Source organism: uncultured Ruegeria sp. (assembly GCF_947500045.1).
Lineage (GTDB): Bacteria > Pseudomonadota > Alphaproteobacteria > Rhodobacterales > Rhodobacteraceae > Ruegeria.
Map to the genome: position 1 here is coordinate 61,171 of NZ_CANMQQ010000011.1, position 25,787 is coordinate 86,957.

Sequence of the window (25,787 nt, forward strand, 5' to 3'; positions counted from 1 at the left end):
CGGCTTTGTTCCAGATGGGTTCTCGTACTCAGCGGGACACTGAGACTCGTTCGAACTGGTCTGACAACGCCATCACTACCTTTTGCCACCATCTAAATTTTCGGTTTTTTGCGGCGGCACGTTGCCGGGGGGGCCTTTGTGTTGCTACTCTCTTTCAAAAGTGTTTCTGTCGAAAAGGGAATAGAAAACTTTGGGTTGGTGGATTTTGGCTTTGGGTTAGGGGCTTTTTGCGGGTCCGGCGACACGAACCTTGCCAGTCTTCGCCTGAACTTTCTTATCATAGCTCGCCTGCCTCGGTCAGATTAGAAGTCTGATGCGCGTCTTGTGGAGAATTTATCGGTTTGATCATATCTTCCAAAGACCTGTATTCTGTTGGCTCACCGAGATTGTCCGTATTTTGTTCAAAAATGCTTTGCATACTGTCGACAATAAACCGAAGTTTAGGAACCAAGGCTTCGCGTGTTTTATTACCCTCACCAAACAAGTCATGAAAGGCTTGATATTGTTTTTGTACAGTCTTTTCAGCAAAAAGCGCTGAATGCCCAAACCCTTGTTTGAAGTGCGGGGCGTTATCGACGAAATGAGCGATTTTCGTACCAATCATTTGATTGGCCAAAGCTGCAGCATCGTGCTCGGTGAGCTTAAGGGATGACGTCAGCGTGTCGATGTAATAATCCCTAAGACGCAGTACATCACCTGCATTCTCCAGAAAGTGTAATTTATTTGGTTTTTCTAACCGGGAGTGGGTCGGCAGTTTAGTTGTAAAGTACCCAATCTTTGGCAGCGATTTTATTTTGCCGACGAGGCAGTCGTGAAAGGCAACGTTGTAGTCGCCAAAAATCGTCATCGCGTTTAGTTTCACGTTTTTACAGCGATCAATGTAATGCTCACGTCGTGTCGCTGCGTAGCTTGTTGCAAACGGCCACGCAATGAACTCTCGAATGCGAACCGCTGGATCGCTATCGGCGATCGTTCTCGCGTGTAACAATTTTGCCTTGAAGTGAGATTGGCTTTCGCGGTTCAGCATCACGTTGGCACCCATGGCGAGTACGTAGTCTTCGTTTTGCTCCAAAAACTCTGCGCCAGTCTTCAGTGTGTCTAAGACTGGAAAATCATCGTCTGCCCCTACAAAGATGATATCGTCATCCAGTTTTTCGACACAATCGAACACGCGATCTCCTAGAGGCAATTCTACAGGATATCTCAGATATTCTATCTGAAGGTGCGCGCTATATTCGGCAACCGCCGCATCGTATGCATTTGAGTATGACGAATGACTTCCGTCTGCGATGACGATACGTTGCCCTGGATAAAATTTCGATATGTAGTTGAGAAGCAGGCGAAGGGACATCGGTCTGTTTCGCGTTGGTATAACAATTGGCGACATTGTATTTTTCTCGACACGGGGAATGGGACATGGGCTATTTGCATTGGTTTGCCATCCCAAGAAGTTAAAAGTCAATTACGGTTCTGTCTGAAGGATTTCGGTTGAGGCAGGCAGGACTGTCTCGGAATGTGTCGCAGACATTTGCCGGGATTTGCTGCAAAATTTTCTAACGCACATAGTTGTTCTTGCGATCACACCGAAGTTAGGCAGCCAGTTCAGCCAATTGTTTATAACGACAGATTCCAGACTTGAGCTGGCCCTTACGGACCATGTGTGTGACCTCGATCCCGTCATGCCTTGCCGTAGCTGAAGCGACTGCCTAAATGTCCATCTTCTCGGTCATCGCGAAGTTCGCGATTGCATCGGAAAGCGAGCCAACGACTTTGTCCGTCGTTAAAGGCGTCCGGCCTGCTGGTGGCAGAGGCTGCCACAATTGCCCTGCGCCCTTTGTGTGGTTCTCTCTGACCCGAGAATGGTTCAGTATAGGTTGTATCCTCAGCAAACATGGTTGCCAGCATGTCCAGACCCTGCGGCCCGGCTTGCATTGTGAAGAAAAAATTGCTGATCTTAAACGTCAATTCGTTCATGAAGTGGCTCCTTTATGGCAATAGATGAACGTGTTTTTGATGCGCTGAAAAAGACGGTATGGCTCGTTGGCGATGACGCCCCGCGCCCCATTCCGGTGAAAATTCCGATGCCACTGATCAAATGCGCATGGCCCGGGCTGCACATGCATCTGGATATCGCGGCCAGCAATGTAATCGGGGCGCTCTTGGTCAAAATTATGGCCAACCCGGAAAAGGCTAAACTGCTGGCATCACTGACAAAGCTGCGGGGACAGATGGCCGAGCTGATTATCGAAGGCCTTCTAAACCGTGTGATGAAAATAACTTAGTATACCGTTTGCGACTATCAAAGATCATACCCACGCAATTCTGAAACGATTGAAACTCCCCACCCGTATCGGGCGCGGATTGCACCTTTGGCGGAGTTGACCAAATTGCATTGTCCGTCGTTTTTGTGTTCGTCCCACTTGGAGGCAGGCACGATGTATATTATGTCGAGATCAAACACCACGTTGATGGCTGTAAATCGCCCAATTGGGCCCACCCGCAAACTGTTGGCTGTTTTTGCTTCAGTATCTCGAAATTCGCGATTAAGTGCGGAAGTGGCCTCTCCATGGAGAAAGCGATCGAAAAATTCTGAAGAGCATCGGCTGCCCGATACCAATAGAGATGGTGAGGTGGAGATACCTGAACAACATCGTCGAACAGGACCACCTGTTCATCAAGAGGCGCACGCGGCCAATGCTTGAGTTCAAGTCCTTCGCTTTAGTGGCGGAAACGCTCGATGGAAGCGAAGTGGCGCACATGATCCGCGCGGGCCAATTGCCACCTGGAATCTGTCCGTTCCGTCAATTCTCCGAGTTGGTAATCTGAACCCGAAGTAATCCCAATTCCATTTGAGCAACCTAAAACTTTGCAACGGAACCTTTCCATGACCGGTACTGCAAATTTGTTCATTGGGTATGAACACGCTATCCCCAGATCATGAAAATCCCAACCAAAATGCCTCGCCTTATAGGGTTCTGTTATCGCCGCGAGATCATTGCTTACACAGTTTGGGCCTACCATCGTTTCGCTATGAGCGTGGCTGAGGTCGAGGATCTTCTGGCGGAGCGGGGTGTGATTGTCAGCCGAGAAGCAATCCGGCTCTGGATCAATCGCTTTGGCCAACATTTCGGAGATTGCATCTGCCGGGATTGTTCGCGCGCAAATGACAAGTGGCATCTGGGCGAAGTTGTGATCACGATCCGAGGCAAGAAGCATTGGCTGTGGCGGGCGATTGAAGCAAACGGAGGCGCGCTTGATATTCTTATGCAAATGCGTCGAAACGCAAAGGCGGCAAAGCGGTATCTGACTCGACCACCTATCCAGTTCGGCGTGCCAAGATTCGTTGTCACAAACAAAATGCGCAGCTACATCAAGCCTATCAAAACATTGGCGCCGGATGCGCACCACCGTACCCACAACGGCTTGAACAACGCGATCGAAGTGTCGCATCCGTCGACCCACATACGTGAGAAGATATTTGGCCAGTTCAAGTCATGCGAGCAGACTCAGAGATTTCATTCAGCACACGACCAGATTAACCTGATCTTCCGCCCTCGACGACGTGAACTCATCGCCAGCTCATACCGTAACTCCCGCACCGATGCGTTCAGCCTATGGGCTGATTGGACCACAGAACTGACCGCCTGATCTCCTGCCAACACACGTTGCACCAACGACAGACAACACCCCGGCAGAACAACTTTGCGCGGTCAGAACTTTGCAATAAGGCCATTGGAGGATTTGATCAGCTGGCGCGGTCAGGCAGACATGATTGTCAGCGACAACGGAACGGGAATGACATCTCACGCCGTTCTGAAATGGTGTCAGGATACCAGCATTGGCTGGCGTTACACCGTCCCGTCAGCCACTTTGGCCGAGGTAGTTTTGATTCGAAGTCGGCATCAGTAGACATCGGAAAGCCTTGAACAAAACGAAACCAATCGAGGCATCCCGACCAAAACCCTATTTTGATGCAGCTTCATGACAATCCACGCCGGTATTGATCTTCTTCTCAAATCGGATGAACCGAAGCCTTTGGAGAGGACGGCCAACGCCAGCCGCAGGAGGCACATTTGGGTCCCCTTTATCGTTCAGCAGCGAATCCGTTCCATTTTCGGGTCGAACAATGGTGACAGCGAGGCAAGTGCCGGGATTCTCCGGCCAGCGACCTCAATCTCCCAAGCGCCGATGTCAACTTTCGCCCTGGTTAACGGTTCCTCGGCCTCGACAAAACCGATGCCGGTCGCGCCGCTCAGGCTATGCCCGTAGGCACCGACCTGCAGATGTCCAACCACCTCGCCATCCAAATAGACCAGCTCGGAACCATAAAGTAATGGTTCAGGATCCTTGAGCAGAAACTGCAGCATTCGCGTGGTCGGCACACCTCTTACCTTGATCGCAGCCAGCGCGTCGCGTCCGATAAACCCACCGGGCTTGTCGAGTTTCACGGCAAAGCCCAGCCCGGCCTCGATCGGATTATCGGTGTTATCCACGTCAACGCCAAAATCACGATAGGCTTTCTCCAGTCGCAACGAACTAAGCGTCTGGACGCCCGCATGGCGAAGGCCAAACTCTGCCCCCGCCTTCACCAGCAGGTCATACACCTGAACTGCATGCATGTTGGGCACGTGCAGCTCCCATCCCAGCTCGCCCACATAGGTCACGCGAATGGCCAGCACCTCGGCATAACCAATGTCGATCTGGCGTGCCTGAAGGAAGGGAAAACCCTCGTTCGACATGTCTGCACTGGTCAGTACTTCCAACAACGCGCGCGATTTGGGGCCGTGGATATTGATCTGAGTGGTGGCAGAGCTGGCGTCAAAGATCGTCACAAACTCATCTTCACACAGGTGTTTGTGCATATGCTGTTTCGTGTGACCATGAGCGTTGTCACCGCAGATCACCATGAACTTGTCCCGCTCCAATCGGGTAATGGTCAAATCCCCCTCGAACCCGCCCTGTTCGTTCACCCAGGCAGTATAGACGATGGTACCGGGTGGCACGTCGATCTGATTGCAGCTAAGCCGGTTGAGGAATACACACGCATCGCGGCCTTGCACGATGAAATTCGACATGAAGGACATGTCCATCAACACCACGTCCTCGCGCGCGGCGTTGTGTTCTTCGGCGTGCCAATCCCACCAGTTCTGTCGGCCCCAGCTGTATCGTTCGATATGCGCCGCATCCGGAGAAAGAGCAAACCAATCAGCCATTTCCCAGCCATGGCTTTCGATAAAATAGGCACCGGCTGCTTTCAACCGATCATGCAACACCGACTGTTTGACCCCGCGCGCGGTCTTCCAGCTTTCATTGTGGTACTTGATGCCCAATAGCTTGCCCAAACTTTCCTTGGTACGATCCCGCCGGAAGGCGGGGGTGTTTTCAGCGCGGGTGAAACGATTCACGTTGATCCCGGTCACATCATGCTGCGGATGGCCGGTCACGATCCATTCGGCCAGAATCCGCCCCACGCCTGCCCCTGTCAAAATCCCCAACGAGTTCATTCCAGCCGCCACGAAACAATTGCGCAACTCGGGCGTTTCACCAACCAGCGGCTGCAGATCCGGGGTGAAACTTTCCGGCCCACAGAAAAACTTGCGCACGCCGGTGTTCAGTGCCGAAGGGATTCGGGCATAGGATTTCTCAAGATGGGGCATCATCCGCTCCCAGTCGGGTGGCAGTTCACCAAAGGCAAAATCGTCAGGAATACTGTCGAGGTTCCAACAAGCAGCATCACCGGGTTCGAATAGACCGATCATTAATCCACCCATTTCCTCGCGAAAATAGGTGTTGCAATGGGGGTCTTCCAGAACCGGCAGGTCGCGCGGCAGGCCATCTATGTTTTCAGTGATCAGATAGTAGTGCTCACAGGCCTGAAGTGGCAGATTGACCCCTGCTTTCGCACCCAATTGGCGCGACCACATTCCTCCGCAAATCACCACATTCTCAGCCTGAATAACTTGCCCATCCCGGGTGCGCACTCCGGTGGCGGTTCCGTTTTTTGTCAGAATTTCATCCACCCGCACATCTTCAAATATCTTCGCCCCGCCCATGCGTGCGCCTTTGGCCAGTGACATAGTCACGTCCACCGGATTGGCCCGGCCTTCTTCAGGAGTATAAAACGCCGCCTGCACATCGCTCAAATCACCGACAGGGAACAGGTCCTGTGCTTCTTTTATGGAAATCTCGTGTATGTTGATCCCATGTCGGCGCATGAACGGGGCCACGCGACGCATTTCATGGACGCGTTCGTAATCACAGGCGACCTGCAGATAGCCCACATCGCGAAACCCAGTCGAGACGCCGGTTTCCTTTTCCAGACCTGCATAGAGTTCGCGGGTATAGCGGCATATCTCGACTTCGACTTCACTGCTCAGAAGGCCGCTGACAATCAGCCCCGCGGCATGCCAGGTGGTGCCCGAGGTCAGGCGATCCTGCTCAAGTACCACCACGTCGGTCATGCCCAGTTTTGTCAGATGATAGGCGGTGTTGCAGCCGATGGAGCCGCCGCCGATGATCACTGTCTGGGCCTGTGCGGGAAGGGTTTTCTGCGTCATACAAGTTCATCCTTGAGTTTGTAGTAGGCCATACCAGTGGCAAAGAGCGCATGGCGCAACATCCGGCCGCCGGGGAAGGGTTTGTGCGCCACGCCCGCCATAAGTTCGAGGCGCCGGGCGTCACCGACCAGAGCTTCGGCCAAAATACGACCCGACATATGAGTGGGGGCCACGCCATGCCCGGAATAGGCCTGGGCATAGAAGATGTTCTCGTCCAACAGGCCCAATTGCGGAATACGATTGAGGCCAATGCCCATATGCCCGCCCCAATGATAGTCGATCATTACATCGGACAGCTGCGGGAACACCGATTTCATCCGCTTGACCATCGTGCCGGTGATCGAACGCGGGTCGCGCGCCGAATAGTTGCATAACCCGCCGAACAGCATGCGATTGTCCGCGCTGAGCCGGAAGTAATCCAACGCGGTGCGCTGGTCGCAGGTGGCGAAATTCTTCTGCATCACCGAGCGGGCCAAGTCCTCGCCCAGAGGTTCGGTGGCAATGACATAGCTGGTCGCCGGCAGAACATAGCGCGTCAGTTCCGGCGCCACCTCCGGAGCCAGTTGCGACAGATACCCGTTGCCCGCTAGCACCACGCGATCGGCAATCACCGTGCCCTGCCCGGTATGGATACGAATTTTTGCCCCTCGGGTCAGGCTAGTGACCAGGGACTGTTCGAAGATGCGCGCGCCCAGGCTTTCGGCGATGCGTGCCTCGGCTTTGCACAGATCCAGCACATGCAGATGCCCATACCCGGTATTGGCCATGCCGCCGACATAAGAACCCGTGCCGAGGTAGTCGCGCAACTCTCCCCGATCGAGCAACCGGATCTCATGCGGATAGCTCGCACCCTGGTAGTTCGCGAACATCTTTGCAATGCCGCGCATCTCGCGCCTGTTGCGTGCGACATCCAGGTAGCCCCAGCGCAGATCGCATTGGATATTATACTTGGCGACGCGGTCGCGGATGATATCGACACATTCCACGCTCATCCGGTTGAGGTCATCGACTGCCTCGGCACCAAAATGGGCCTGGGTGCGTGCGGGGTCTATGGACAGTGCTTCACCATAGCCGCCAATGATTTGCCCGCCGTTGCGCCCCGATGCGCCCCAACCAATGCGCCGCCCTTCCAGAAGAACCACATCCTGCCCATATTCGCCCAACTCGACTGCAGTGGCTACGCCGGTCAACCCACCGCCGATGATGCAGATATCGGTATGGACCGTGCCCTCAAACGTGGGAAAGATCCCCTTGTCGCGTTGCGTCGCCGCATAGTAGGAGTTCGTATGCTCTAGTTCGGATAAATCGGTCATTCGCGACCTCCTTCTGTTCGGCGACCCATCAATGCGTGGCGGTTTTCGAACAAAGCTGGATTACCAGGATACCCGCGATGATCAGGCCCATGCCAAAGATTGCGGGCATATCCAGATCCTGCCCGAAATAGTACTTTCCGATCAGGGCGATCAGCACGATGCCGATGCCCGACCACAGCGCATAGACGATGCCGACCGGCATGAATTTCAGCGACAGCGCCATGAAATAGAACGACAGCCCATAGCCTACTACCACCACAACCGAGGGCCAGAGGCGCGTGAACTGAGCACTGGCCTGAAGTGCGGATGTGCCTATGGTTTCGGTAATGATGGCCAGCATCAGCCAAAGATAGTGCATGGGTGCCTCGTCTTAGTTGCGGTGGCAGGGGCAAGTCTACGCCCTGCCCCCTCAGGATTTCGCTTTGCGTCAGCCGTTCAAATCGATCCAGATCGTTTTCAGCTCGGAATATTGCTCATGCGCGTGGACGCCGTTGTCACGCCCGCCGAAACCCGAAGCCTTGAATCCGCCGAAGGGGGTTGAGATTTCGCCCTCGGAATAGGCGTTCACTCCCACAGTCCCCGCCTTCAGCTTGCGCGCATAGCGGTGCGCCTTGGTAATGTCGCGGGTGTAGAGTGTGGCAGCCAGGCCGTAAGCGGTGGCATTTGCCATGGCAACCGCCTCCTCGTCGCTTTCGGCACGAGTCACGGCAACGACTGGGCCGAATATCTCTTCGCGGAAAATGGTCATCTCGGGCGTGACGTCGGCAAAGACGGTGGGCTGGAACATCAGCCCCTCGCCCGCATCCCCACCATAGACCACCCGCGCACCCTGGGCCTTGCCGATGGCGACAAGACCGCAGACTTTTTCCAGGTGTTCCGCGCTGACCAACGGGCCGTTCTGTGTGGCCGGATCCAGCGGATCGCCCATCACCCAGGTCGCCGCCTGTTTCGCCAGCGCGGCCACCAGATCATCATAGACCGTCGCATGTGCAATGATCCGACTGTTGGCGGTACAGTTCTCGCCCATGTTCCAGAAAATCGCGTTGGCCTGGATTTCGGCAATTTGATCAATATTGCCCGCGTCCTCCAGAATGACGGCTGCAGATTTGCCGCCCATCTCAAGGCAGACCTCCTTCATGTTGGACTGTGCTGCATATTCCAGGAAATAGCGCCCAACCTCGGTCGAACCGGTAAAAGTCAGCGCATCCACATCCATGTGGCGACCCAGCGGTTCGCCGACGTCGGGGCCCATTCCAGTCACCACGTTCAGAACCCCCGGCGGTACACCGGCCTCCAGCGCAAGCTCGGCCAGACGCAGGGCTGTCAGGCTGGTCTGTTCGGCCGGTTTCACCACCACCGAGTTACCCGTCGCCAGCGCCGGACCAATCTTCCACGCCATCATCATCAAAGGGAAGTTCCAGGGCAGAACGGCGGCCACAACGCCGATCGGTTCGCGTACAATCAGCCCCACCGCATCCGGGGCCGAGGGTGCGATCTGATCGTAAAGCTTGTCCTGCGCCTCGGCGTGCCAGCGGATGCAATTGGCGGTTTCAGGCACATCGATCGATACGCAATCATTGATCGGCTTGCCTGCGTCCATGCTTTCCATCACCGCCAGCATGTCCGTTTCCGCATCAATCAGGTCAGCCAGTTTCTGAAGCACGCGCTTGCGTTCACTAGGGTGCAGGCCGGACCACACACCGTCCTCGAAACTGCGCCGCGCTGAGGCCACCGCGAGATCCACATCCTTGGGCCCCGCTGCAGGCAGTTTCGCCAGAGTCTCGCCAGTGGCAGGATCGGTAGTGTCAAAGGTTTCGCCAGATTGGGCCACCTCGGATTTACCATCGATTATCATGGCCTCTGGGAGCCGCAAACGCGCTGCTATTGTTTTGTAATCAGTCATTTTCTTCCTCACCTCAGATATCCAGAATCGCATAGTGTTTGCGCACACGGCCAGTAATCGACCAACTGCAGACCGTGCCCTTGGGCACGAAGAAACAGTCGCCAGGTCCAAAACTCTGTTCCGTCCCGTTTTCTTCGGTGATGGTGATTTCACCCTCTAGAAGGCGCACAAATTCATAGCTCGGAAAGGGGCGCATCTCACTGAGCATCGGCCCGGTTTCCCAGGTGCCGACAAAGAAGTTTTCGGCATCATTGGTAAAGAGTGTGTGGTTGCGCTGTTCAGGGGGCGTACCGGCAATGACAAACGGGGCGGTCGTTTCCATGCGCTCCAACGTGATGTTGCTGTCCAACACACGTGTCGCCCTTGCCGCACTATCAAGCGGTGCTTCAAGCGCCGCTTGGTTCTCCCAGGTGAAATAGAACTTCTTGAGATAGCCATCCTGCTTCCAACTCATCGGTGCCCCGGCGCGAAAACAGACCGATTCCCCTGCCCCGCCCGAAGTCGAACGACCGTCGCCATCTACCATCTGAAACGCCCCATCTAGCACGACGATGAATTCATCTGTCGAATAGGGGCCGAAAACCTCCTGCATCGTGGTTGTGTCCCAAATCCCGACCGAGATCCCCAGGTCCTCGTCGGCGAAATACTCGTGGTAATGCTGCACCGGCAAAGGCGACTGAAAATCACCCTCCTCCAGCGCCAAGGGGGCAAGCCCCAGCCCATCGGGGCCGTTTTTCTCCAGCCGGATAACGCGCGATTTGGGTGTCATTGGTTCCTCCAGAATCCCTCTTCACAGTTTTGATCAAAAACTGTCTTGACTCGTTTCAGAAATCAACCCATTGATTGAATGATCGTTCAATGGAGTGTAAAAATTGCCATCCGCTGCTGTAAAATCCAGCCCAGGTCGACCGCCCGCGACACGCGGGATGGCCGATCATGACGGGCAGGTCGCAGAGCTACGGGACAACGTAGCGAAGGCAGCTCCAAATTCTGACGAGATGTGGCATACCGGGATCAGGAAAGTCCGTGACCGGAGGAATAGAATGAAACGTCCGAACCAGAAGATCGAAATCGCCCAGGCCAAACCCAGAACCGCATCCAAAGAGGTCCGGCGCCAGCAACTGATTGACGCCACGATCGAAAGCATTGCCAAAAACGGCCTGGCCAGCACGACGATGACCAAGGTCACTGGGATCGCCGGGTTGTCTCTGGGTCTGGCAAACTTTCATTTCACGAGCAAGGAAAAGCTGCTCGAAGAGACCTTGCGCCATGTCGCGCAGGAACATCACAACCACTGGAAACAGCAGATCGACGCGCCCGGGATGTCAGCCACCGAAAAGCTGCTGGCAATTGTGGATGCGCATTTTCACCCGTCGATCTGCAACCGCAAGAAACTTTCGGTCTGGTTTGCATTCTACGGACAGGTTGGTCACCGCAAACTGTATCGCCAGATCGTTCAGGACATCGACGAAGAACGCGAAGAGATCACCCGGAACCTGTGCGATCAGATCGTGGCCGAAGGCGGTTATGACCCGGAATATGCACTGGATGCCACGCTGACGCTGGAAAACCTCTATGACGGCCAGTGGCAGAACATGATGGTTTATCCCGCCGAAGTGACCCGCGACCACGCCAAACGCGAGATCCGCACTTATCTGGCGCTGATCTTCCCGAAACATTTCACGAGACCACCCAAAGAATAAAGGAAATCCCGTGCCCCGAGACCCCCGCTACGATATCTTGTTCGAGCCCGTAAAAATTGGCCCTGTCACGACAAAGAACAGGTTCTATCAGGTTCCACATTGCACCGGCATGGGGTGGCTGCGGCCGCGAACTCTGGCCGAGATGCGCGGAGTGAAGGCTGAAGGTGGCTGGGGTGTGGTCTGCACGGAATACAACTCGATCCACCATACTTCCGATGACTTGCCGCACCCATCGGCCTCTTTGTGGGATGACAGCGACATTCGCGCCCATCGCCTGATGACCGATAAAGTGCATGAACATGGTGGATTGGCCGGGGCCGAACTGTGGTATGGTGGCGCGCGTACTGCGAACCTGATGACACGTGAAGTCTCAATGGATCTGGCGAGCTATCCCAACAAGTCGGGGCACCCCTACCAGACCCGCGCGATGGATAAGACCGACATTCGAAACTTCCGCAAAATGCACCGCGACGCAGCACTGCGCGCGAAGGAGGCCAGATTCGACATTGTCTATGTCTATGCCACCCATGCCTATATGCTCGACAACTTCATCAATCGCCGCATCAACACGCGTACAGATGAATATGGCGGATCGATGGAAAACCGGTCGCGGTTGCTGCGCGAGCTGATCCAGGACACAAAAGAGGCCGTGGGCGACCGCTGTGCCGTTGCCGTGCGCTTTGCCGCCGATGAGGTCGAGAAACAGGACGGCGTGCCCTATTACGGTGAGCGCAAGGAGCTGTTCGAAAGCATCGCCCACATGCCTGACCTGTGGGACATCAATATCGTTGACTACGACATCGAAATGGGCACCTCGCGCTTCGTGAAAGAAGCGCCGCTAGAAAACTACATGAGTTGGGTGAAATCGGTGACGGATAAACCCGTCGTGACAGTGGGGCGCTTTACCTCGCCCGACACGATGGTCAGCCAGGTAAAGCGCGGGATCACCGATCTGATCGGCGCGGCGCGGCCCTCGATCGCGGACCCGTTCCTGCCCAAGAAGATCGAAGAGGGGCGCCCGGAAGCGATCAGAGAATGTATCGGCTGCAACATGTGCTATTCAGGTGACTCGATCGGCGTTCCAATCCGCTGCACGCAAAACCCGACCATGGGCGAAGAATGGCGCAAAGGGTGGCATCCGGAACGGATCGAGGAAAAGAAAAGTGATACCTCTGTGCTGGTGGTGGGCGCAGGCCCCTCTGGTCTGGAGGCGGCCCGCGCTCTGGGTGCGCGTGGCTATAATGTTATGCTGGCCGAAGGACGACGCGTGCTTGGCGGTCGTGTGACCCGCGAGGCCGCTATGCCCAATATGAGCGAATACGCCCGTGTACGCGATTATCGCGAACAGGCATTGCTTGAGATGCCCAATGTCGACATTTTCCGCGAAAGCCAACTTACAGCAGAAGATGTGCACGCGACCGAAGCGGATCACGTGGTAATCGCCACCGGATCACATTGGCGCAAGGAACGCTTTGACGAAGAGATGTTCCAGCCGATCGCCCACGGCAAAGACCTGGAAAAGGTTCTAACGCCCGATGACATCATGGATGGCAAACGACCCGAAGGCCCTGTGCTGATCTATGATGAAGAGGGCTATTACATGTCCTCGATCATGGCTGAACAGCTGCGCGCCAACGGCAACGAGGTTACGATCGTCACACCGGCCGACCGCGTCGCCGACTGGGCCGAGATGACATCCGAACGCATTCGCATCCAGTCCCGTCTGTTGGGATTGAATGTAAGGCTTGTCACCGGCCATGAACTGGATTGGTTCGAAGATGGCACCGCCGAAATGGAATGTGTCTACACCGGAGTCTCTCTGGAGCTGGAGGCGTCCAATCTTCTGGTCGTGACTTCGCGCCAGCCCAATGACGGGCTCTATCAGGATCTGCTGGCCAAGGTGGACGGCGATGCAGACAAGCTGCCCTTCAGCCTGAAACGGATCGGGGATTGCGAAGCCCCGGCGGTAATTGCCGCCGCCGTCTATGCGGGGCATCGCTATGCCCGCGAACTGGATGTTCCAAAAGAGAAGTTGGAACAGATGCGTCATGACCGCATTGATTTCGGCCTGACGCCCGAAGGGGCCGTGCTGCCCAATATGGCCGCGGAATAGGCCCCGAACCGTCTGGCCGGATCCGCAACTGATGCGGCCTGATCACCCCCACAGTCTCTGACAGGACCACCGGGTCATTCAACCTTTCATGGGAGGACTACATGGCACTTACTAAAACACTTGCGAAATGGGGCGGCGCGGCGGCGCTTCTTCTGGCCTCGACCACGCTGGCGACGGCAGACAACCGTCAGGTCTATCTGTTCAACTGGAGCGACTATATCGACGAGACCGCGCTTGAGATGTTCGAGGCCGAAACTGGAATCGAAGTGGTCTATGACACGTTCGACAGCTCGGAGTTCATGGAAGCCAAGCTGCTGGCGGGCAATGCGGGTTATGACGTTGTGGTGCCCTCTAGCATCGCCACCGTGACCCTTCACGAAGCGGGTGTCATCGTGCCGCTGGATCGTTCGAAACTGACCAACTGGGACAATCTATGGGACGAGATTTTGACCCGTGTGGAACCCTATGATCCCGGCAACCAACTGATGGTGCCCTATGCGTTCTGGACTTTCGGCATCGTGGTGAACGAGGCCATGGTACAGGAACGTCTTGGCGCGGATTATCCAAAAAGCTGGTCGCTGATCTTTGACCCTGAATATGCGGGCAAGCTGCAGGACTGCGGCATCCATCTTGTGGACTCAGGCAGCGAGTTCATTGCGATGGCCCTGCAATATCTGGGACTGAACCCCAATTCAGAAGACCCGGCCGAACTGGAACAGGCGATCGAATTGCTGGTCGGGATGTCGCCAAGCATCAGCAAAGTCTCGGGTGACGGGCTTGAAACCAATATGGCAAATGGCGACACCTGTCTTGGCGTGACCTGGAGCGGCGATGCGCTGTCAGCCAAGGGTGCCGCGGAAGAGGCCGAAAATGGGGTCGAGCTGAACTTCTTCGTTCCCGAAGAGGGATCTTCCTTCGATTTCGAAGGCTTTACCGTCACCGCCGATGCTGCCAATCCCGAAGAGGCACACGCTTTCATCAACTTCATGATGCGCCCTGACATTGCTGCCCTGAATGCCAACTACGTGCGCTATGGCTCGCCCAATATCGCGGCCAAGGATCTGGTGGATGAAGAACTGTTGAATGACCCGACGGTCTATCCACCTGCGGAGGCATTCGAAAACCTGTTCACCTATTCCGTCAGGTCGCTCAAGACTGAACGGATCATAACACGGGGCTGGACCCGGGTTGTCACCGGCCAGTAGTCCTGTTGGGCTCGGGGTGAAGCTCTCACACTCCGGGCCCTCTCTCCCCTCCCTACGGAAGGTATACGCAATGCGTCACCCAACGGGTTCCAATGGTGAACCGGCACAGCCGCTTATTCGTTTCGACAAAGTCACCAAGAAATACGGTACCCTAACCGCGATCCAGGATCTGTCGCTGGACATCTACCCTGGTGAATTCTTCGCCCTGCTGGGGCCTTCAGGCTGCGGCAAGACCACCCTAATGCGCATGATCGCCGGGTTCGAGGATGCCTCCGCAGGATCGGTTCTATTGAACGGGCAGGATATGTCAGGCGTTCCGGCGAACCGGCGCGAGGTAAACATGATGTTCCAGTCCTATGCGCTGTTTCCGCACATGAGTGTCGAGAAGAACATAGCATTCGGACTGAAACAGGACGGATGGGACAAGAAAGCCACGCGCGAGCGGGTCGACGAGATGCTGTCGCTGGTACAGATGGAGACCTTGGCCGGACGCAAGCCGCATCAACTGTCGGGTGGGCAGCGTCAGCGCGTTGCGCTGGCCCGGTCGCTGGCCAAGAAGCCCAAGGTGTTGTTGCTGGACGAACCCCTGGGTGCGTTGGACCGTAAACTACGCGAAGAGACCCAGTTTGAACTTGTCGACCTTCAGGAACGGCTCGGCCTGACTTTCGTCATCGTGACCCATGATCAGGAAGAGGCAATGACCGTCGCCACCCGCATTGCTGTCATGAAGGGCGGGCAGCTGCTTCAGGTGGACGAGCCCGCGCGTATCTATGAACACCCGGCGAACGCCTTCATCGCCGATTTTGTCGGTAACGTGAACATGTTCGACATCACCATCGCCGACACCAGCGGTGAACTCTTGTCCTGCAGCTGGGACAACGGTGACACGCCTATGGTCATTCGCCCACAACCCGAAGACGGCTACAGCGTCGGGGATCAGGCCAAAATGGTGCTGCGCCCGGAAAAGGTGCACATAACCAAGGCACAGCCCGACGCGGCCCATAATATCAACATGGCGCCCGGCGAGATCGAGGAAATCTCCTACACCGGAGCCACCTCGACCTATCTGGTCCGGCTGAACAGTGGTGCCCTGATGCGGGTGCAGGAGGCAAACCGCATGCTTCTGGATCGGCGCGAGCTGACCTGGGGCGACAAAGTCTGGCTGCACTGGCGCGCAGGTGCCTGCGTAACCGTGAGGGACTAGGAGGAGTTCATGAACCTACGCTGGCTGCGCCGCCTTTTCATCGCCATCCCCTTTTTTTGGATGCTGTTGTTCTTCCTGGTGCCCTTCGCCTTTGTGCTGAAGATTTCGCTGTCTGATGCGGCACGCGCCCGCCCGCCCTTTACCCCGCAATTGGGGTTGGAGGATGGCTGGTCGGGCCTGATCGACCGGCTCCGCCAGTTTGACCTGGAAAGCTATGTCTGGATCTCCGGCGACAGCCTTTATGTCACCTCCATCCTGAACAGCCTGAAAATCGCATCAGTCTCGACCCTGCTTTGCCTGGTGTTTGGCTATTTTGTTGCCTATGGCATGGTGCGCGCGCCCCGGCGCTGGCGCACCCCGATGCTGCTGGCGCTGATCCTGCCCTTCTGGACCAGTTTCTTGATCCGTATCTACGCCTGGATCGGCATTCTGAAGAACGAAGGCTTCCTAAACAATCTTCTGCTGGGCTTGGGGGTGATTGACGAGCCGCTGATCATCATGAACACAACAACAGCGGTCTATATCGGAATCGTCTACTCCTATTCGACCCTGATGATCTTTCCACTCTATGCTTCGCTCGAAAGGATGGATGGCACCCTGCTGGAAGCAGCCGAGGATCTGGGCTGCTCGCGTTTGTCGGCCTTTTGGCAGATCACCTTTCCACTGTCCCTGCCTGGCATTTTGGCGGGCTGCTTCCTAGTCTTCATTCCTGCGATGGGAGAATTCGTAATCCCGGATATCCTGGGCGGTACACAAACGGTGATGATCGGAAAAACCATGTGGATCGAATTCTTTTCGAACCGGGATTGGCCCGTGGCCAGCGCGCTGGCGATCCTGCTGCTCTTGATCCTGATCGGGCCGATCCTGCTGTTCCAGCGCCATCATGAACGTCATTTGGGGAAAATCTGATGCACGGAAAGACTAGCTGGATCAATGCAACCTCGCTGACCCTTGGCTTTGCCTTCTTCTACCTGCCGCTGCTGATCCTTGTGGTCTTCTCGTTCAACGACGGTCGACTGGTGACGGTGTGGACAGGGTTCTCGCTGCGCTGGTATGCCGAGGTTCTGCAAAACGACGAGATGCTGGAAGCCGCCTGGAACACTGTGCGCATCGCGGCGCTGTCGTCGACGATGGCGGTGATCCTGGGATCCTTCGCTGCGATTACCCTGGTGCGTATGGGACGGTTCTGGGGGCGAACCCTGTTTGCCGGCATGATCTTCGCCCCGCTTGTGATGCCTGTCGTGATCACTGGCCTATCGCTGCTTCTTCTGTTCGTGGCACTGGATATACAACGCGGGTTCTGGACCATTGTCATAGCCCACACCACTTTCAATCTGGCTTTGTCCGCAGTGGTGATCGCCTCGCGCCTAGTTAGTTTCGACAGGTCGTTGGAAGAGGCCGCCTATGATCTCGGGGCTTCCAGCTTCGCAACCTTTACACAGGTCACGCTGCCGATCATCTCTCCCGCAGTGGTATCGGCATGGCTCTTGTCTTTCACCTATTCGATGGATGATCTGGTCATCGCGGCCTTTACGGCCGGACCCGGATCTACCACCTTGCCGATGAAACTCTATTCTTCGGTCCGGTTGGGGGTCTCCCCCGAGATCAACGCCTTGTCTACCATCCTGATCAGTGTGGTTGCATTGGGTATCTGTATCGCGGCTTATGTAGATTTTCGCAGAGACAAAAATACCTAATGAGCGTAGATGAGTATCCCCCATAGACAGTGCCAGATTTCTAAACCAAAAGCCTATCCTACGGCTTTGTTGCAAAATTCTGAGCGCGCAAAGCTATTCTGGCGAGCACACCGAAGTCAGGCAGCCAGTGCAGCAAATAGATTGAATGGGCAGGTTCCGGGCTTGAGCTTACCCTTGCGGATCATGAGCCCCACTTCGATCCCGTCCAGCGTCACAGCTGCTGACGCGAGGGCTTTGGGCCCTGGCATCGGTCGACTACGTCGCACGATGGAACGCTGCGTTGGCGTCGCTTTTGTTGATGGCGATCTTTCTTGGATGGTCATTGACCTCCAACATTCGGGCGAAGAACTTAGTAGCAGCGGGTTGATTAGGATGCCGGGGGGCATGTAATCAAGCGTCTTTCCGTTCGTTGTGGAGATGACCCCCCCGGATACATTCCTGACCCATCTCACTGTCGACAACTCAGTAGAGATAGACCTTCGCACCTCTCGCTTTTCATAAATCTCGTCCATTCACCAAGATCGGTCGCGGGAGCTTTTCCGTCGACTAGATGATTCATCGATTGCAGCGGAATACCGCGTGACCCTTCGGTTCAGCCTGGTGTGATCTACAGAATGCCCTTGTTCGTACATGATCTCTTCCAGATCGCGGTATAACACGCCGTTGCGAATAAGAAAGAAGACCGCGAACAAGATCACATCCATCGGATACAGTGCACTTTTGACGGAAATCATGAGCAAGCATTCAACTGCTTAAGACCTCCAATCGGATACGCTCTAACTGCACGAAGGCAAATGGTTAATGCTTCGCAAACGAGCCAGTTCAAGGACAGCACATACTTGTAGAAATGCAGACCAGCTTCTAGGGTACAGGAAGAATTTTCATTAGGTCATATTGGATCGGACTTTAGCACAATCCGGAGTGGAACGGCCCCTTAGAATTAGGCCCAAGGCTAAAGTTGTGGCGAAACTTGAGTGAATTGGAGCAAATCGTGATTGAAAACACCGTTTATGCAGAAGTATTAGATTTCCTGACGGCCCAGAGAAGAATTTGGTACCAAGACTTGCTCAAAGTCGTTCAAGAAACATGCGACGAAGTAAAGCGGAAACTTGGCAGTAATTGTGTCGTGCGTGTCTATGGTCGCGACGAAAAACAGAAGGGGGATGTTTTCAAGACCGATGTTAAAATTGCCGAGAAGATCACTCGAAATCGAAGAAAGCGGATTGAATTTGAACCTCACAATGTCACCGATATTGTCGGTGTAACACTTGTTGCGCAATATCCTGACCAGATACCCAAAATAGTCGACCAGCTTGTATCCGATCTCGCACAATTCCAAATAGTCGAATTGAAGTGCGAGACGATCGAAAGGCCCGGGTACTTCGCCACTCATCTAGATGTAACCTCGGAAAACCCAGCTTTCCCAGACGCCTGTTGCGAGATTCAGATAAAGACGATGTTGCATGATGCTCTTTCTATTAAGATGCATGACTTGAACTACAAACCAGAGGGCGAGCTTGATGGCAGGCTGGATGGTTTGATGAAAACCCTTGCGACGTCGCTTGATGCCATTGAAATTCAAAGCCAAACTATCAGGGATCTGATCTCTGAGAGATGGAATGTAGATTCGAGTTGGCGAAAAGCAGCCAGGCTCAGAATGTTCGAGCTGCTTCCGGTTTGGAAAGAACAGTCTGAGTTCTTTGATGCGCGGGCAAAAAAGACGCTCGAATATATCGAAGAGAACAAGGATGAACTTTCGATATGCGCCAGAGAATCCCCCATCTTTCAATTCGCAATCAAGGAAACACGTCGTCTGGCTTTGGAAGATCTTCGGTCAGGCTGGCTGCTATCTGCGTACCTTGGTTTGATTTCCGAGGACAGAGATGCGCATACATATGGCGTTGTGCGAGTCCAAGACTGGGTATCGGTGTGCCTTCGAGAGATTGCTAGTGGCAACTATGAGGCAGATTATTCGGAACTGTGGCTGGCACCATTGGCTTTGATGGCCCTTTCCGAGACAAGCATAGCTATCGAAAAAAGCAGAGAGATAATAAAAATTGGCGACGCAATGCCACGCGATGACTTGGCGGTGACGAAATTTAATCTCGCAAATTTCTTAGTTGAACGAGAATATTTTCGAAAATCCAAAGCAGCCGAACGAGAGACCGCCAGATCTGAGGTCGAAAGCTTAATCAAAGATTGCTCCAAACTGGAAGCGCTTGATCCGTCCGCGTTTCATGACCTAAGAGGAATGATGATGGTTGCATTCGCCAGCACCTCAAGTGAGGTTAGCCAAGGAATCGAAAGCATCCAAGAGGGTCTTGTCACGGCGCGCAAACAAGATGTCGAGCTGGCCGAAACATTTTACAAACTCCATACGCGCTTGGCATGGAGAAGACTTCTACAACTGGAGGACTCAGCCGATCGAGCCTAAGAGAATCTTTTTGTCAGTACCTGAATTTGGGAAGATAGGACGAGCCATATTTTTTCCTCTTTTAGAATTCTTGCCTGTACCCAAGAGATAACTCAAGAAACCAAAGTGTTCCAGAGGTTTTGACAATTTGGTTACAGACTGTGCGCAAATGCAATATTCAGTTCAATCAAGGCTTTAGTAAGGTAGTTAGATGCAAAGAATTTTTCCTATATTACAGGATAGTGGGAAAGTTGGCCAGACACACGTGGATATTGAATCTCACACCAAGTTGACCACGCTGGAAGAAGATCCACATTCGTACTTTGAATTCAGCAACCAGGTTTTGTTGCTACCCGTTTCAGAATTAGTCCTAAGCCGACTGCGTATTGACGGTATGGTATCTGCAAACAAGCTCATGAAAAGTGCCTTCATGGGTCAACAAAAGAAACGCGAGCCTGTTACTGTTTCAAAATTGGACTCATCCAGATGGTTGGTGGTCGACGGAAACTCTACTGTCGCAAATGCCATTTTGTCGGGCTGGGTAAAAATCCCGTGTGTTGATAACTAGTTGTTTCAATACTAGCCCAAGAATTCAAAGACCTGAATTGACGCAACACCGATTGGCGCTGCTAGATCAACGAAGTGGAGGTGTTGATAGAGAGTGTATTGTCAGCTGCCGGCAGTTGCATCGAAGATTGAACATTGAAGGTCAAAATCCTAAACGAACCTATTCTTAAGAAGTTCACTCTTCCCAAAACGCCTGATTGGGCTGATCCATCATCAGCTTGGACAGAAAACTGAATACCGTACGATCTGACGTGGTCAGGTACGTTTCCACTGGCATACTGGGAGGTATCGTCGCAAAATTGGTGGACATTTTGAACCTTGGCATTGTATGAGCCGACGGTTTTGATACGCAGTTTCTTAATGAAGAAATCCCGTAGGACCGGCGGGTATAGCCGCCAGTTAAAACTTCTCAACAGAACCCACTTTGTGTAGCACCAACTTACTCTGCAATTTCTTTGATCAATCGTGTCTCCAGAAGCTGGCCGTTTTGGTAAAGAACCGGGTAAGCAATAGATGCAATATGGCCATTGAACTCCCGGAAAGCCCGCAACGTCTCCAAATGAATATCACTGGTTTCGAAACTTGCTGCGGTCCCGTGTTGCAACCGGCGCAGGTGACGTTTGCGACTGTCGCGTTCCACGCGCTTGATTTCGGTTTTTTCCAGACTGAGAAGCCGGGCGCTTTCCAGATCGTCTGAAATAAGTACGTTCGATGCCAGTTTCATGTTGCCCAGAATACCTTCGTGCATCTGAACAAGCTCGGACCAGCCTTCCTTCGAAAAGCTCGATCCCTTGGCCCGCATTTCACCCGCCAATACAGTCAAGCGTTTGGCCACGACGTCCCCGGCCGTCTCCAACCGGATCGCGAATTCCAGCAGGTCACGTGCGGATTTTGCTTCGTTTTTCTCATATACGTCTGGCGGTATCGCGGAAACGAATGCCCGAATCTCGGATAGACATTTGTTCACGTCTTCATCGATAACCTGTACCGCTCGAATCTGCTGTTTGTCTCCGCTGCGATACAATTCCAGCGAGGGCCGGAACATGGTTTCGATTAGATCGCTCATTCGTAGCAGTTCACGCTTGAGGCTCGGTAGAGCCTGGCTGGGGCTTGCGACATATTCTATGTCCAGTGCGCTGACAGGTCGCGCGTGTTGCGATTTCTGTTCCTTCTTCTGATCGGGCAAGAGCTTCTCAAATAGGCCCTGCAAGCATCCGCAAAACGGCAACGCAAGAAACAGCAGTGAAAGGTTAAAAACCAAGTGCACATTCACCAGCATCTGCCCGCCTTGCGGGTCGCCCAACAGTCCAGTTCGCAGAGCCATGTTCGCCGCAAATATACTCACCAAAGCCCAACTGCCTCGCAGCACCAGATTGGCACAGGGAATTCGCCGGGCCATAACGGGCATTCCTCGGGTTAGCCAAACCGGAATGAATGCCGAGCCGAAATTCGCGCCGAATACCAGTGACATACCAGCGATAAATGGGATCGCGCCAATCTGCACAAGCGTCACACACATAAGGATGGCAGCGACCGAAGAATGCATGACAAACGCCAAAGCACCACCGACAAGGAATGCGGTGATGTAGTCGCGCGCCAGATATTCCGCCACCGCGGGCAAAAACGCACTGTCCCGAATGGGATCCATCGCCTCGCGCAGGAAGCGAAGTGAGATCAAGATAAAGGCCACGCCTAAAAGGATGCGCCCAAGTTGGCGTGCTTTTTTGGCTTCGGTTTTAACGACCAGATAACCTCCGACCGCCAGCAACATTGGAACGAGCCAGTCCAACCGAAACGACAAGAGCTGGATGATCAATGCCGAACCCAGATCGCCCCCAAGCACTATTGCCAACCCGGCGGGAAAACTCAGCATGCCGCTGGCAGCAAACCCCGAGGTCAACAGCGCCACAGCTGCAGAGCTTTGCAATACAATCGCCATCGTAAGACCAACAATTGAGGCCTGCGGGTAACTGTGCTGTCTCGTCATAACTCGCTGGAACGACGCACCATAGCTGCGCTCAATACCTGTGCGCACCATTCGAACCGCAAAAAGCAGTAACATCGTCGCGCCGGCAAGGCTGATCAGGAAGCTGACTATCGCCATTATATCCTCCGAGCAATCAGCTGACTGAGTTCAAGGCGACACGTCTCAGTGACAACCTGTGCCGCCTCCACTGCGGCCCGGTGTTCAAATTTCATCCTTGATCGCAGTTGTGACGACGTCTATCGCGCGATCCAGATCTGCCTGCGAAATAGTCAGCGGCGGTGACAATGTAAGCACGCATCCCTGGCTGATCTTGTAGCTCAACCCCGCTTCCAAGCAGGCGTAATAAATCCGTTCGGCACGCGCGTTCCCCGGTGTTTTTTTGGAACGATCCTCAACGATCTCGATCCCAAACATCAGGCCCCGTCCTCGGATATCGCCGACGATTGGAACGTTCTGCAGCTCATCCATCAGACGACCGACTGCATGTTGGCCCAATTCAGCCGACCGACCGACCAATCCTTCATCCTCTATGATCTGAATTGTCGTCAAGGCGGCACGGGCGGTAACCGGGTTTTTCTCGTGTGTATAGTGCCCAATTGCGAAGTCGGCACAAACGTCCAGATTGTTTCGGGCAACACAGGCGGCAATGGGCAGGATGCCGCCGCCAAGCGCCTTTCCGAGTGTCACGATGTCGGGGATGATCTCGTCATGTTCAAACGCGAACATCTTGCCGGTCTTACCAAGACCTGTTGGAATCTCATCCAAGATCAAAAGCGCCCCGTGACGATTGCAGGCCTCGCGCACGGATTTCCAGAAACCGGGCGGGGGCACATAGGGCACCGCGCGCATCGGCTCAGCTATGACTGCCGCAACATCTCCTTCTCGCTCCAGGACATATTCGACCATTTTCGCACAGGCCAGCCCGCAGGTTTCGGGGCCCGCGTGATTGTATGGGCATCGATAGCAAACAAAGGGGGCAACATGTTCGGTGCCGGACAAGAGGGGGCCAGCAATATGACTACGAAACGTCGCCTCTCCTCCAACGCTTGCCGCGCCGAAGCCTGCGCCATGAAAAGCATCCCAGAAGCTGATCGTTTTAAACCGGCCGGTAGCTGCGCGCGCAATCTTGAGGGCAACCTCATTGGCATCAGAGCCGCCGGTGGTAAAAAGCATTTTCCCCAAGTCGCCGGGCACGATGTCTGCCAGCTTCTCAGCCAATTCCACCGCCGGGTCATTGGTAAAGCGGCGGGGTGCAAAAGGAAGATCGTCAAGCTGCGCCTTGATGGCCGCCACCAAACGCGGGTGGCCGTATCCTATGTGGTGCACCGAGTTGCCATGGAAGTCCATGTACCGGCGACCTTCCATATCTTCGATCCATATCCCTTCGGCTTTTGCAATCGTGCTGACGCAGGGTGACGAGAGCGATTGGTGTAGAAACACGTTGGCATCGCGTTTTAGCAGCGGCAAGGATTTTGGTCCCATGGACTTTCGCTGCCAGGCTTTGCGCGCCTCGGATGTGTTGGATTCCCCTTCGGTGTGGACAATTTGTGGCATATCCGCTCCTCGTTGCCGCCCTTTTTGAAAAGGCTGATCCCGAAAGGTCCGCCAACTCTGGGGAGGTACTTTGATGCCACACCCATCAGCGGGATGCGGCAAAGAACTTAATTAGGCCAGGGCAGTGAGTAGGTTTTGACGTTCGTAAAGAACTTCATCGCCTCAATGACACCCTCTTTCACACCATTTCCGCTGTCCTTGATGCCGCCAAAAGGTGACATTTCAATTCGATAACCCGGTTGTTCCCAGATATTGCAGGTACCCACGTCCAGCCCGTTGATAAAGGCAATCGCCCGGTTCAGATCGTTGGTACACACGCCTGAGGACAGGCCAAAATCGGTGGAGTTCGAGATCGCCATCACTTCTTCATCATTGTCGGGCACGCGTACGATGGGAATGATCGGGCCAAAGGTTTCTTCCATCACCAGCTCACTGTCGTGAGGTACCTTGTCGACAACGATTGGCGGCAGTAACGCTCCCTGGCGGCCGGGGTGATAGAGAATTTTCGCACCCTCTTTTTCCGCCTGCAGAACGCGGTTTTCAAAAACTTCCGCCGCCTTGTCGTGGATCACACAGCCGAGTTCGGTTTCAGGATCCTGCGGATCACCAAACTTGATCTTCTTGGCTTTCTCCAGAACCAGCGGCACAAACTTGTCAGCCACACTTTCCTGCACAAGTATGCGCTTGACGGCCGTACAGCGCTGACCGGAATTTCCAGTGGCGCCTGCAACAGCAATCGTTGCCGCCTTGTCCAAATCAACATCGCTGAGGTCATTGAGGATAATGAGAGGATCGTTGCCACCAAGTTCCAGCGCCTGGCGTTTATAAACGCCTTTTTCGGCAATCATCTTGCCCACGGGCACGCCGCCAGTGAAGGTGATGATGTCGATATGTTCGTTGGTGATCATCTCATCACCGATGTCACCGGGCCAGCCTGTGACAACCTGGAACATCTCGGGCGGCAACCCAGCCTCATACAGGATATCAGCCAGCGTCAGTGCCGTCAGCGGGGTCAGTTCCGTCGGTTTGCAAACCATACAGTTATTGGTCGCAATCGATGGCGCGATCTTGTGGCTGACCATATTCAGCGGGTGGTTGAATGGCGTGATCGCACTGATTGCTTTTACCGGCTCGCGCTTGGTAAAGATTTTGCGCGCCTTGCCGTTGTGAGTCAGATCGCACGAAAAAATTTCACCGTCATCTTTCAGCGCTTCAGCGGCGGCGAATTGGTACACATCCTGTGCGCGCTTGGTTTCATAGATTGCGTGCTGGTGGCAAATGCCCAGTTCCAGCGTCAGCCATTTCGCAAGGTAAACGCGTTTCTCACCGATCAGCTCACCGGCCCGTTGCAGAATCTGGCTGCGCTCGTACCGGGTCAGTTTGGGTTTGTAATCAGCGGCGATTTCAAATGCTCTGCGCGCGTGTTCTGCAGTGCCGGCGGGAACATGACCCACAACCTCGTTTGTGTACGGATAGAGAACGGGAACGGTTTCCTCGGTAAAGACGATCTCGCCACCGATCCGCATTCCTTCGTTACGTACTTCGATTTTCGACATGGTCTGATCTTTCAT

21 protein-coding genes and 2 pseudogenes are annotated in these 25,787 nt (G+C 54.4%); 11 read left to right on the forward strand and 12 right to left on the reverse strand.

The window, feature by feature from the left end:
• Positions 1-277 precede the first annotated feature (277 nt).
• On the reverse strand, positions 278-1,387 hold the full coding sequence (locus Q1B46_RS16905) for a TIGR00180 family glycosyltransferase (protein ID WP_299949785.1): 1,110 nt from the start codon (positions 1,385-1,387) through the stop codon (positions 278-280).
• Positions 1,388-1,677: 290 nt separating this feature from the next.
• Positions 1,678-1,974 carry a hypothetical protein gene (locus tag Q1B46_RS16910; RefSeq protein ID WP_299949787.1) on the reverse strand — a complete coding sequence of 99 codons (297 nt, stop codon included), beginning with the start codon at positions 1,972-1,974 and terminating at the stop codon, positions 1,678-1,680.
• Positions 1,975-1,988: 14 nt separating this feature from the next.
• Between Q1B46_RS16910 and Q1B46_RS16915 the strand changes: the two genes are divergently transcribed.
• On the forward strand, positions 1,989-2,282 hold the full coding sequence (locus Q1B46_RS16915) for a hypothetical protein (protein ID WP_299949788.1): 294 nt from the start codon (positions 1,989-1,991) through the stop codon (positions 2,280-2,282).
• 17 nt (positions 2,283-2,299) lie between these two features.
• On the opposite strand, the gene Q1B46_RS16920 is transcribed toward Q1B46_RS16915, so the two are convergent.
• Positions 2,300-2,617: a hypothetical protein gene (locus Q1B46_RS16920; protein WP_299949790.1), complete on the reverse strand. Its 318-nt coding sequence runs from the start codon at positions 2,615-2,617 to the stop codon at positions 2,300-2,302.
• On the opposite strand from Q1B46_RS16920, the pseudogene Q1B46_RS16925 reads away from it, so the two are divergent.
• Both Q1B46_RS16925 and Q1B46_RS16930 read left to right on the forward strand, forming a co-directional pair.
• Positions 2,617-2,826, forward strand: a pseudogene (locus Q1B46_RS16925) (DDE-type integrase/transposase/recombinase); the annotation flags it as partial. The gene Q1B46_RS16920 and the pseudogene Q1B46_RS16925 sit on opposite strands and share 1 nt — an antisense overlap.
• A 111-nt stretch (positions 2,827-2,937) precedes the next feature.
• The gene (locus Q1B46_RS16930) at positions 2,938-3,648 is read left to right on the forward strand and encodes an IS6 family transposase (RefSeq protein WP_299949792.1); all 711 of its coding nucleotides are present in this window, start codon (positions 2,938-2,940) and stop codon (positions 3,646-3,648) included.
• Positions 3,649-4,091: 443 nt separating this feature from the next.
• On the opposite strand, the gene Q1B46_RS16935 is transcribed toward Q1B46_RS16930, so the two are convergent.
• From Q1B46_RS16935 to Q1B46_RS16955, 5 genes are all read right to left on the reverse strand, one after another.
• Positions 4,092-6,557, reverse strand: a complete 2,466-nt coding sequence (locus tag Q1B46_RS16935; protein WP_299949794.1) for an FAD-dependent oxidoreductase — start codon at positions 6,555-6,557, stop codon at positions 4,092-4,094.
• Positions 6,554-7,870 (reverse strand): FAD-binding oxidoreductase, encoded by a 1,317-nt coding sequence (locus tag Q1B46_RS16940; RefSeq protein WP_299949796.1) that lies wholly within the window; start codon positions 7,868-7,870, stop codon positions 6,554-6,556. The genes Q1B46_RS16935 and Q1B46_RS16940 overlap by 4 nt, the downstream gene beginning before the upstream one ends.
• Before the next feature lie 28 nt (positions 7,871-7,898).
• Entirely contained in the window at positions 7,899-8,228 is a 330-nt protein-coding gene (locus Q1B46_RS16945) for an SMR family transporter (RefSeq protein WP_299949798.1), read from the reverse strand.
• Between the two features lie 69 nt (positions 8,229-8,297).
• Positions 8,298-9,773 carry an aldehyde dehydrogenase gene (locus tag Q1B46_RS16950; RefSeq protein WP_299949800.1) on the reverse strand — a complete coding sequence of 492 codons (1,476 nt, stop codon included), beginning with the start codon at positions 9,771-9,773 and terminating at the stop codon, positions 8,298-8,300.
• A gap of 13 nt (positions 9,774-9,786) precedes the next feature.
• Entirely contained in the window at positions 9,787-10,542 is a 756-nt protein-coding gene (locus tag Q1B46_RS16955) for a cupin domain-containing protein (RefSeq protein ID WP_299949802.1), read from the reverse strand.
• A gap of 274 nt (positions 10,543-10,816) precedes the next feature.
• On the opposite strand from Q1B46_RS16955, the gene Q1B46_RS16960 reads away from it, so the two are divergent.
• The 6 genes from Q1B46_RS16960 (at position 10,817) to Q1B46_RS16985 (ending at position 17,695) form a co-directional block, all read left to right on the forward strand.
• On the forward strand, positions 10,817-11,476 hold the full coding sequence (locus Q1B46_RS16960; RefSeq protein WP_299949804.1) for a TetR/AcrR family transcriptional regulator: 660 nt from the start codon (positions 10,817-10,819) through the stop codon (positions 11,474-11,476).
• A gap of 10 nt (positions 11,477-11,486) precedes the next feature.
• On the forward strand, positions 11,487-13,589 hold the full coding sequence (locus Q1B46_RS16965; protein ID WP_299949805.1) for an FAD-dependent oxidoreductase: 2,103 nt from the start codon (positions 11,487-11,489) through the stop codon (positions 13,587-13,589).
• Between the two features lie 101 nt (positions 13,590-13,690).
• A complete protein-coding gene (locus tag Q1B46_RS16970; protein ID WP_299949807.1) occupies positions 13,691-14,794 on the forward strand; it encodes an extracellular solute-binding protein in 1,104 nt (367 codons plus the stop codon).
• Positions 14,795-14,864: 70 nt separating this feature from the next.
• Positions 14,865-15,998: an ABC transporter ATP-binding protein gene (locus Q1B46_RS16975; RefSeq protein ID WP_299949809.1), complete on the forward strand. Its 1,134-nt coding sequence runs from the start codon at positions 14,865-14,867 to the stop codon at positions 15,996-15,998.
• 9 nt (positions 15,999-16,007) lie between these two features.
• Positions 16,008-16,907 (forward strand): ABC transporter permease subunit, encoded by a 900-nt coding sequence (locus tag Q1B46_RS16980; protein ID WP_299949811.1) that lies wholly within the window; start codon positions 16,008-16,010, stop codon positions 16,905-16,907.
• Positions 16,907-17,695, forward strand: coding sequence for an ABC transporter permease (locus Q1B46_RS16985; RefSeq protein ID WP_299949813.1), 789 nt, complete (start codon positions 16,907-16,909; stop codon positions 17,693-17,695). The genes Q1B46_RS16980 and Q1B46_RS16985 overlap by 1 nt, the downstream gene beginning before the upstream one ends.
• A gap of 116 nt (positions 17,696-17,811) precedes the next feature.
• On the opposite strand, the pseudogene Q1B46_RS16990 reads toward Q1B46_RS16985, so the two are convergent.
• Positions 17,812-18,064, reverse strand: a pseudogene (locus Q1B46_RS16990) (IS6 family transposase); the annotation flags it as partial.
• 622 nt (positions 18,065-18,686) lie between these two features.
• Here Q1B46_RS16990 and Q1B46_RS16995 point away from each other — a divergent pair.
• Together Q1B46_RS16995 and Q1B46_RS17000 are read left to right on the forward strand one after the other, a co-directional pair.
• Positions 18,687-20,129: a hypothetical protein gene (locus tag Q1B46_RS16995; RefSeq protein WP_299949815.1), complete on the forward strand. Its 1,443-nt coding sequence runs from the start codon at positions 18,687-18,689 to the stop codon at positions 20,127-20,129.
• Between the two features lie 190 nt (positions 20,130-20,319).
• Positions 20,320-20,676, forward strand: a complete 357-nt coding sequence (locus Q1B46_RS17000) for a ParB/Srx family N-terminal domain-containing protein (protein ID WP_299949817.1) — start codon at positions 20,320-20,322, stop codon at positions 20,674-20,676.
• Positions 20,677-21,114: 438 nt separating this feature from the next.
• Here Q1B46_RS17000 and Q1B46_RS17005 read toward each other — a convergent pair whose 3' ends face one another.
• The 3 genes from Q1B46_RS17005 to phnY form a co-directional block, all read right to left on the reverse strand.
• Positions 21,115-22,779 carry a Na/Pi cotransporter family protein gene (locus tag Q1B46_RS17005; protein ID WP_299949819.1) on the reverse strand — a complete coding sequence of 555 codons (1,665 nt, stop codon included), beginning with the start codon at positions 22,777-22,779 and terminating at the stop codon, positions 21,115-21,117.
• Positions 22,780-22,863: 84 nt separating this feature from the next.
• The gene (locus Q1B46_RS17010; protein WP_299949821.1) at positions 22,864-24,216 is read right to left on the reverse strand and encodes an aspartate aminotransferase family protein; all 1,353 of its coding nucleotides are present in this window, start codon (positions 24,214-24,216) and stop codon (positions 22,864-22,866) included.
• A 107-nt stretch (positions 24,217-24,323) separates the two neighbouring features.
• The gene (phnY, locus tag Q1B46_RS17015) at positions 24,324-25,787 is read right to left on the reverse strand and encodes a phosphonoacetaldehyde dehydrogenase (protein WP_299949823.1); all 1,464 of its coding nucleotides are present in this window, start codon (positions 25,785-25,787) and stop codon (positions 24,324-24,326) included.

What these genes read in the sequence shown, in the direction of transcription:
- Q1B46_RS16945 (WP_299949798.1), bottom strand. Translation starts at nt 8,228, where the DNA reads ATGCACTATCTTTGGCTGATGCTGGCCATCATTACCGAAACCATAGGC.
- Q1B46_RS16985 (WP_299949813.1), top strand. Translation starts at nt 16,907, where the DNA reads ATGCACGGAAAGACTAGCTGGATCAATGCAACCTCGCTGACCCTTGGC.
- Q1B46_RS16960 (WP_299949804.1), top strand. Translation starts at nt 10,817, where the DNA reads ATGAAACGTCCGAACCAGAAGATCGAAATCGCCCAGGCCAAACCCAGA.
- Q1B46_RS16955 (WP_299949802.1), bottom strand. Translation starts at nt 10,542, where the DNA reads ATGACACCCAAATCGCGCGTTATCCGGCTGGAGAAAAACGGCCCCGAT.
- Q1B46_RS16935 (WP_299949794.1), bottom strand. Translation starts at nt 6,557, where the DNA reads ATGACGCAGAAAACCCTTCCCGCACAGGCCCAGACAGTGATCATCGGC.
- Q1B46_RS16975 (WP_299949809.1), top strand. Translation starts at nt 14,865, where the DNA reads ATGCGTCACCCAACGGGTTCCAATGGTGAACCGGCACAGCCGCTTATT.
- Q1B46_RS16905 (WP_299949785.1), bottom strand. Translation starts at nt 1,387, where the DNA reads ATGTCGCCAATTGTTATACCAACGCGAAACAGACCGATGTCCCTTCGC.
- phnY (WP_299949823.1), bottom strand. Translation starts at nt 25,787, where the DNA reads ATGAAAGATCAGACCATGTCGAAAATCGAAGTACGTAACGAAGGAATG.
- Q1B46_RS16950 (WP_299949800.1), bottom strand. Translation starts at nt 9,773, where the DNA reads ATGACTGATTACAAAACAATAGCAGCGCGTTTGCGGCTCCCAGAGGCC.
- Q1B46_RS16910 (WP_299949787.1), bottom strand. Translation starts at nt 1,974, where the DNA reads ATGAACGAATTGACGTTTAAGATCAGCAATTTTTTCTTCACAATGCAA.
- Q1B46_RS16970 (WP_299949807.1), top strand. Translation starts at nt 13,691, where the DNA reads ATGGCACTTACTAAAACACTTGCGAAATGGGGCGGCGCGGCGGCGCTT.
- Q1B46_RS16940 (WP_299949796.1), bottom strand. Translation starts at nt 7,870, where the DNA reads ATGACCGATTTATCCGAACTAGAGCATACGAACTCCTACTATGCGGCG.
- Q1B46_RS17000 (WP_299949817.1), top strand. Translation starts at nt 20,320, where the DNA reads ATGCAAAGAATTTTTCCTATATTACAGGATAGTGGGAAAGTTGGCCAG.
- Q1B46_RS16980 (WP_299949811.1), top strand. Translation starts at nt 16,008, where the DNA reads ATGAACCTACGCTGGCTGCGCCGCCTTTTCATCGCCATCCCCTTTTTT.
- Q1B46_RS17010 (WP_299949821.1), bottom strand. Translation starts at nt 24,216, where the DNA reads ATGCCACAAATTGTCCACACCGAAGGGGAATCCAACACATCCGAGGCG.
- Q1B46_RS16930 (WP_299949792.1), top strand. Translation starts at nt 2,938, where the DNA reads ATGAAAATCCCAACCAAAATGCCTCGCCTTATAGGGTTCTGTTATCGC.
- Q1B46_RS16915 (WP_299949788.1), top strand. Translation starts at nt 1,989, where the DNA reads ATGGCAATAGATGAACGTGTTTTTGATGCGCTGAAAAAGACGGTATGG.
- Q1B46_RS17005 (WP_299949819.1), bottom strand. Translation starts at nt 22,779, where the DNA reads ATGGCGATAGTCAGCTTCCTGATCAGCCTTGCCGGCGCGACGATGTTA.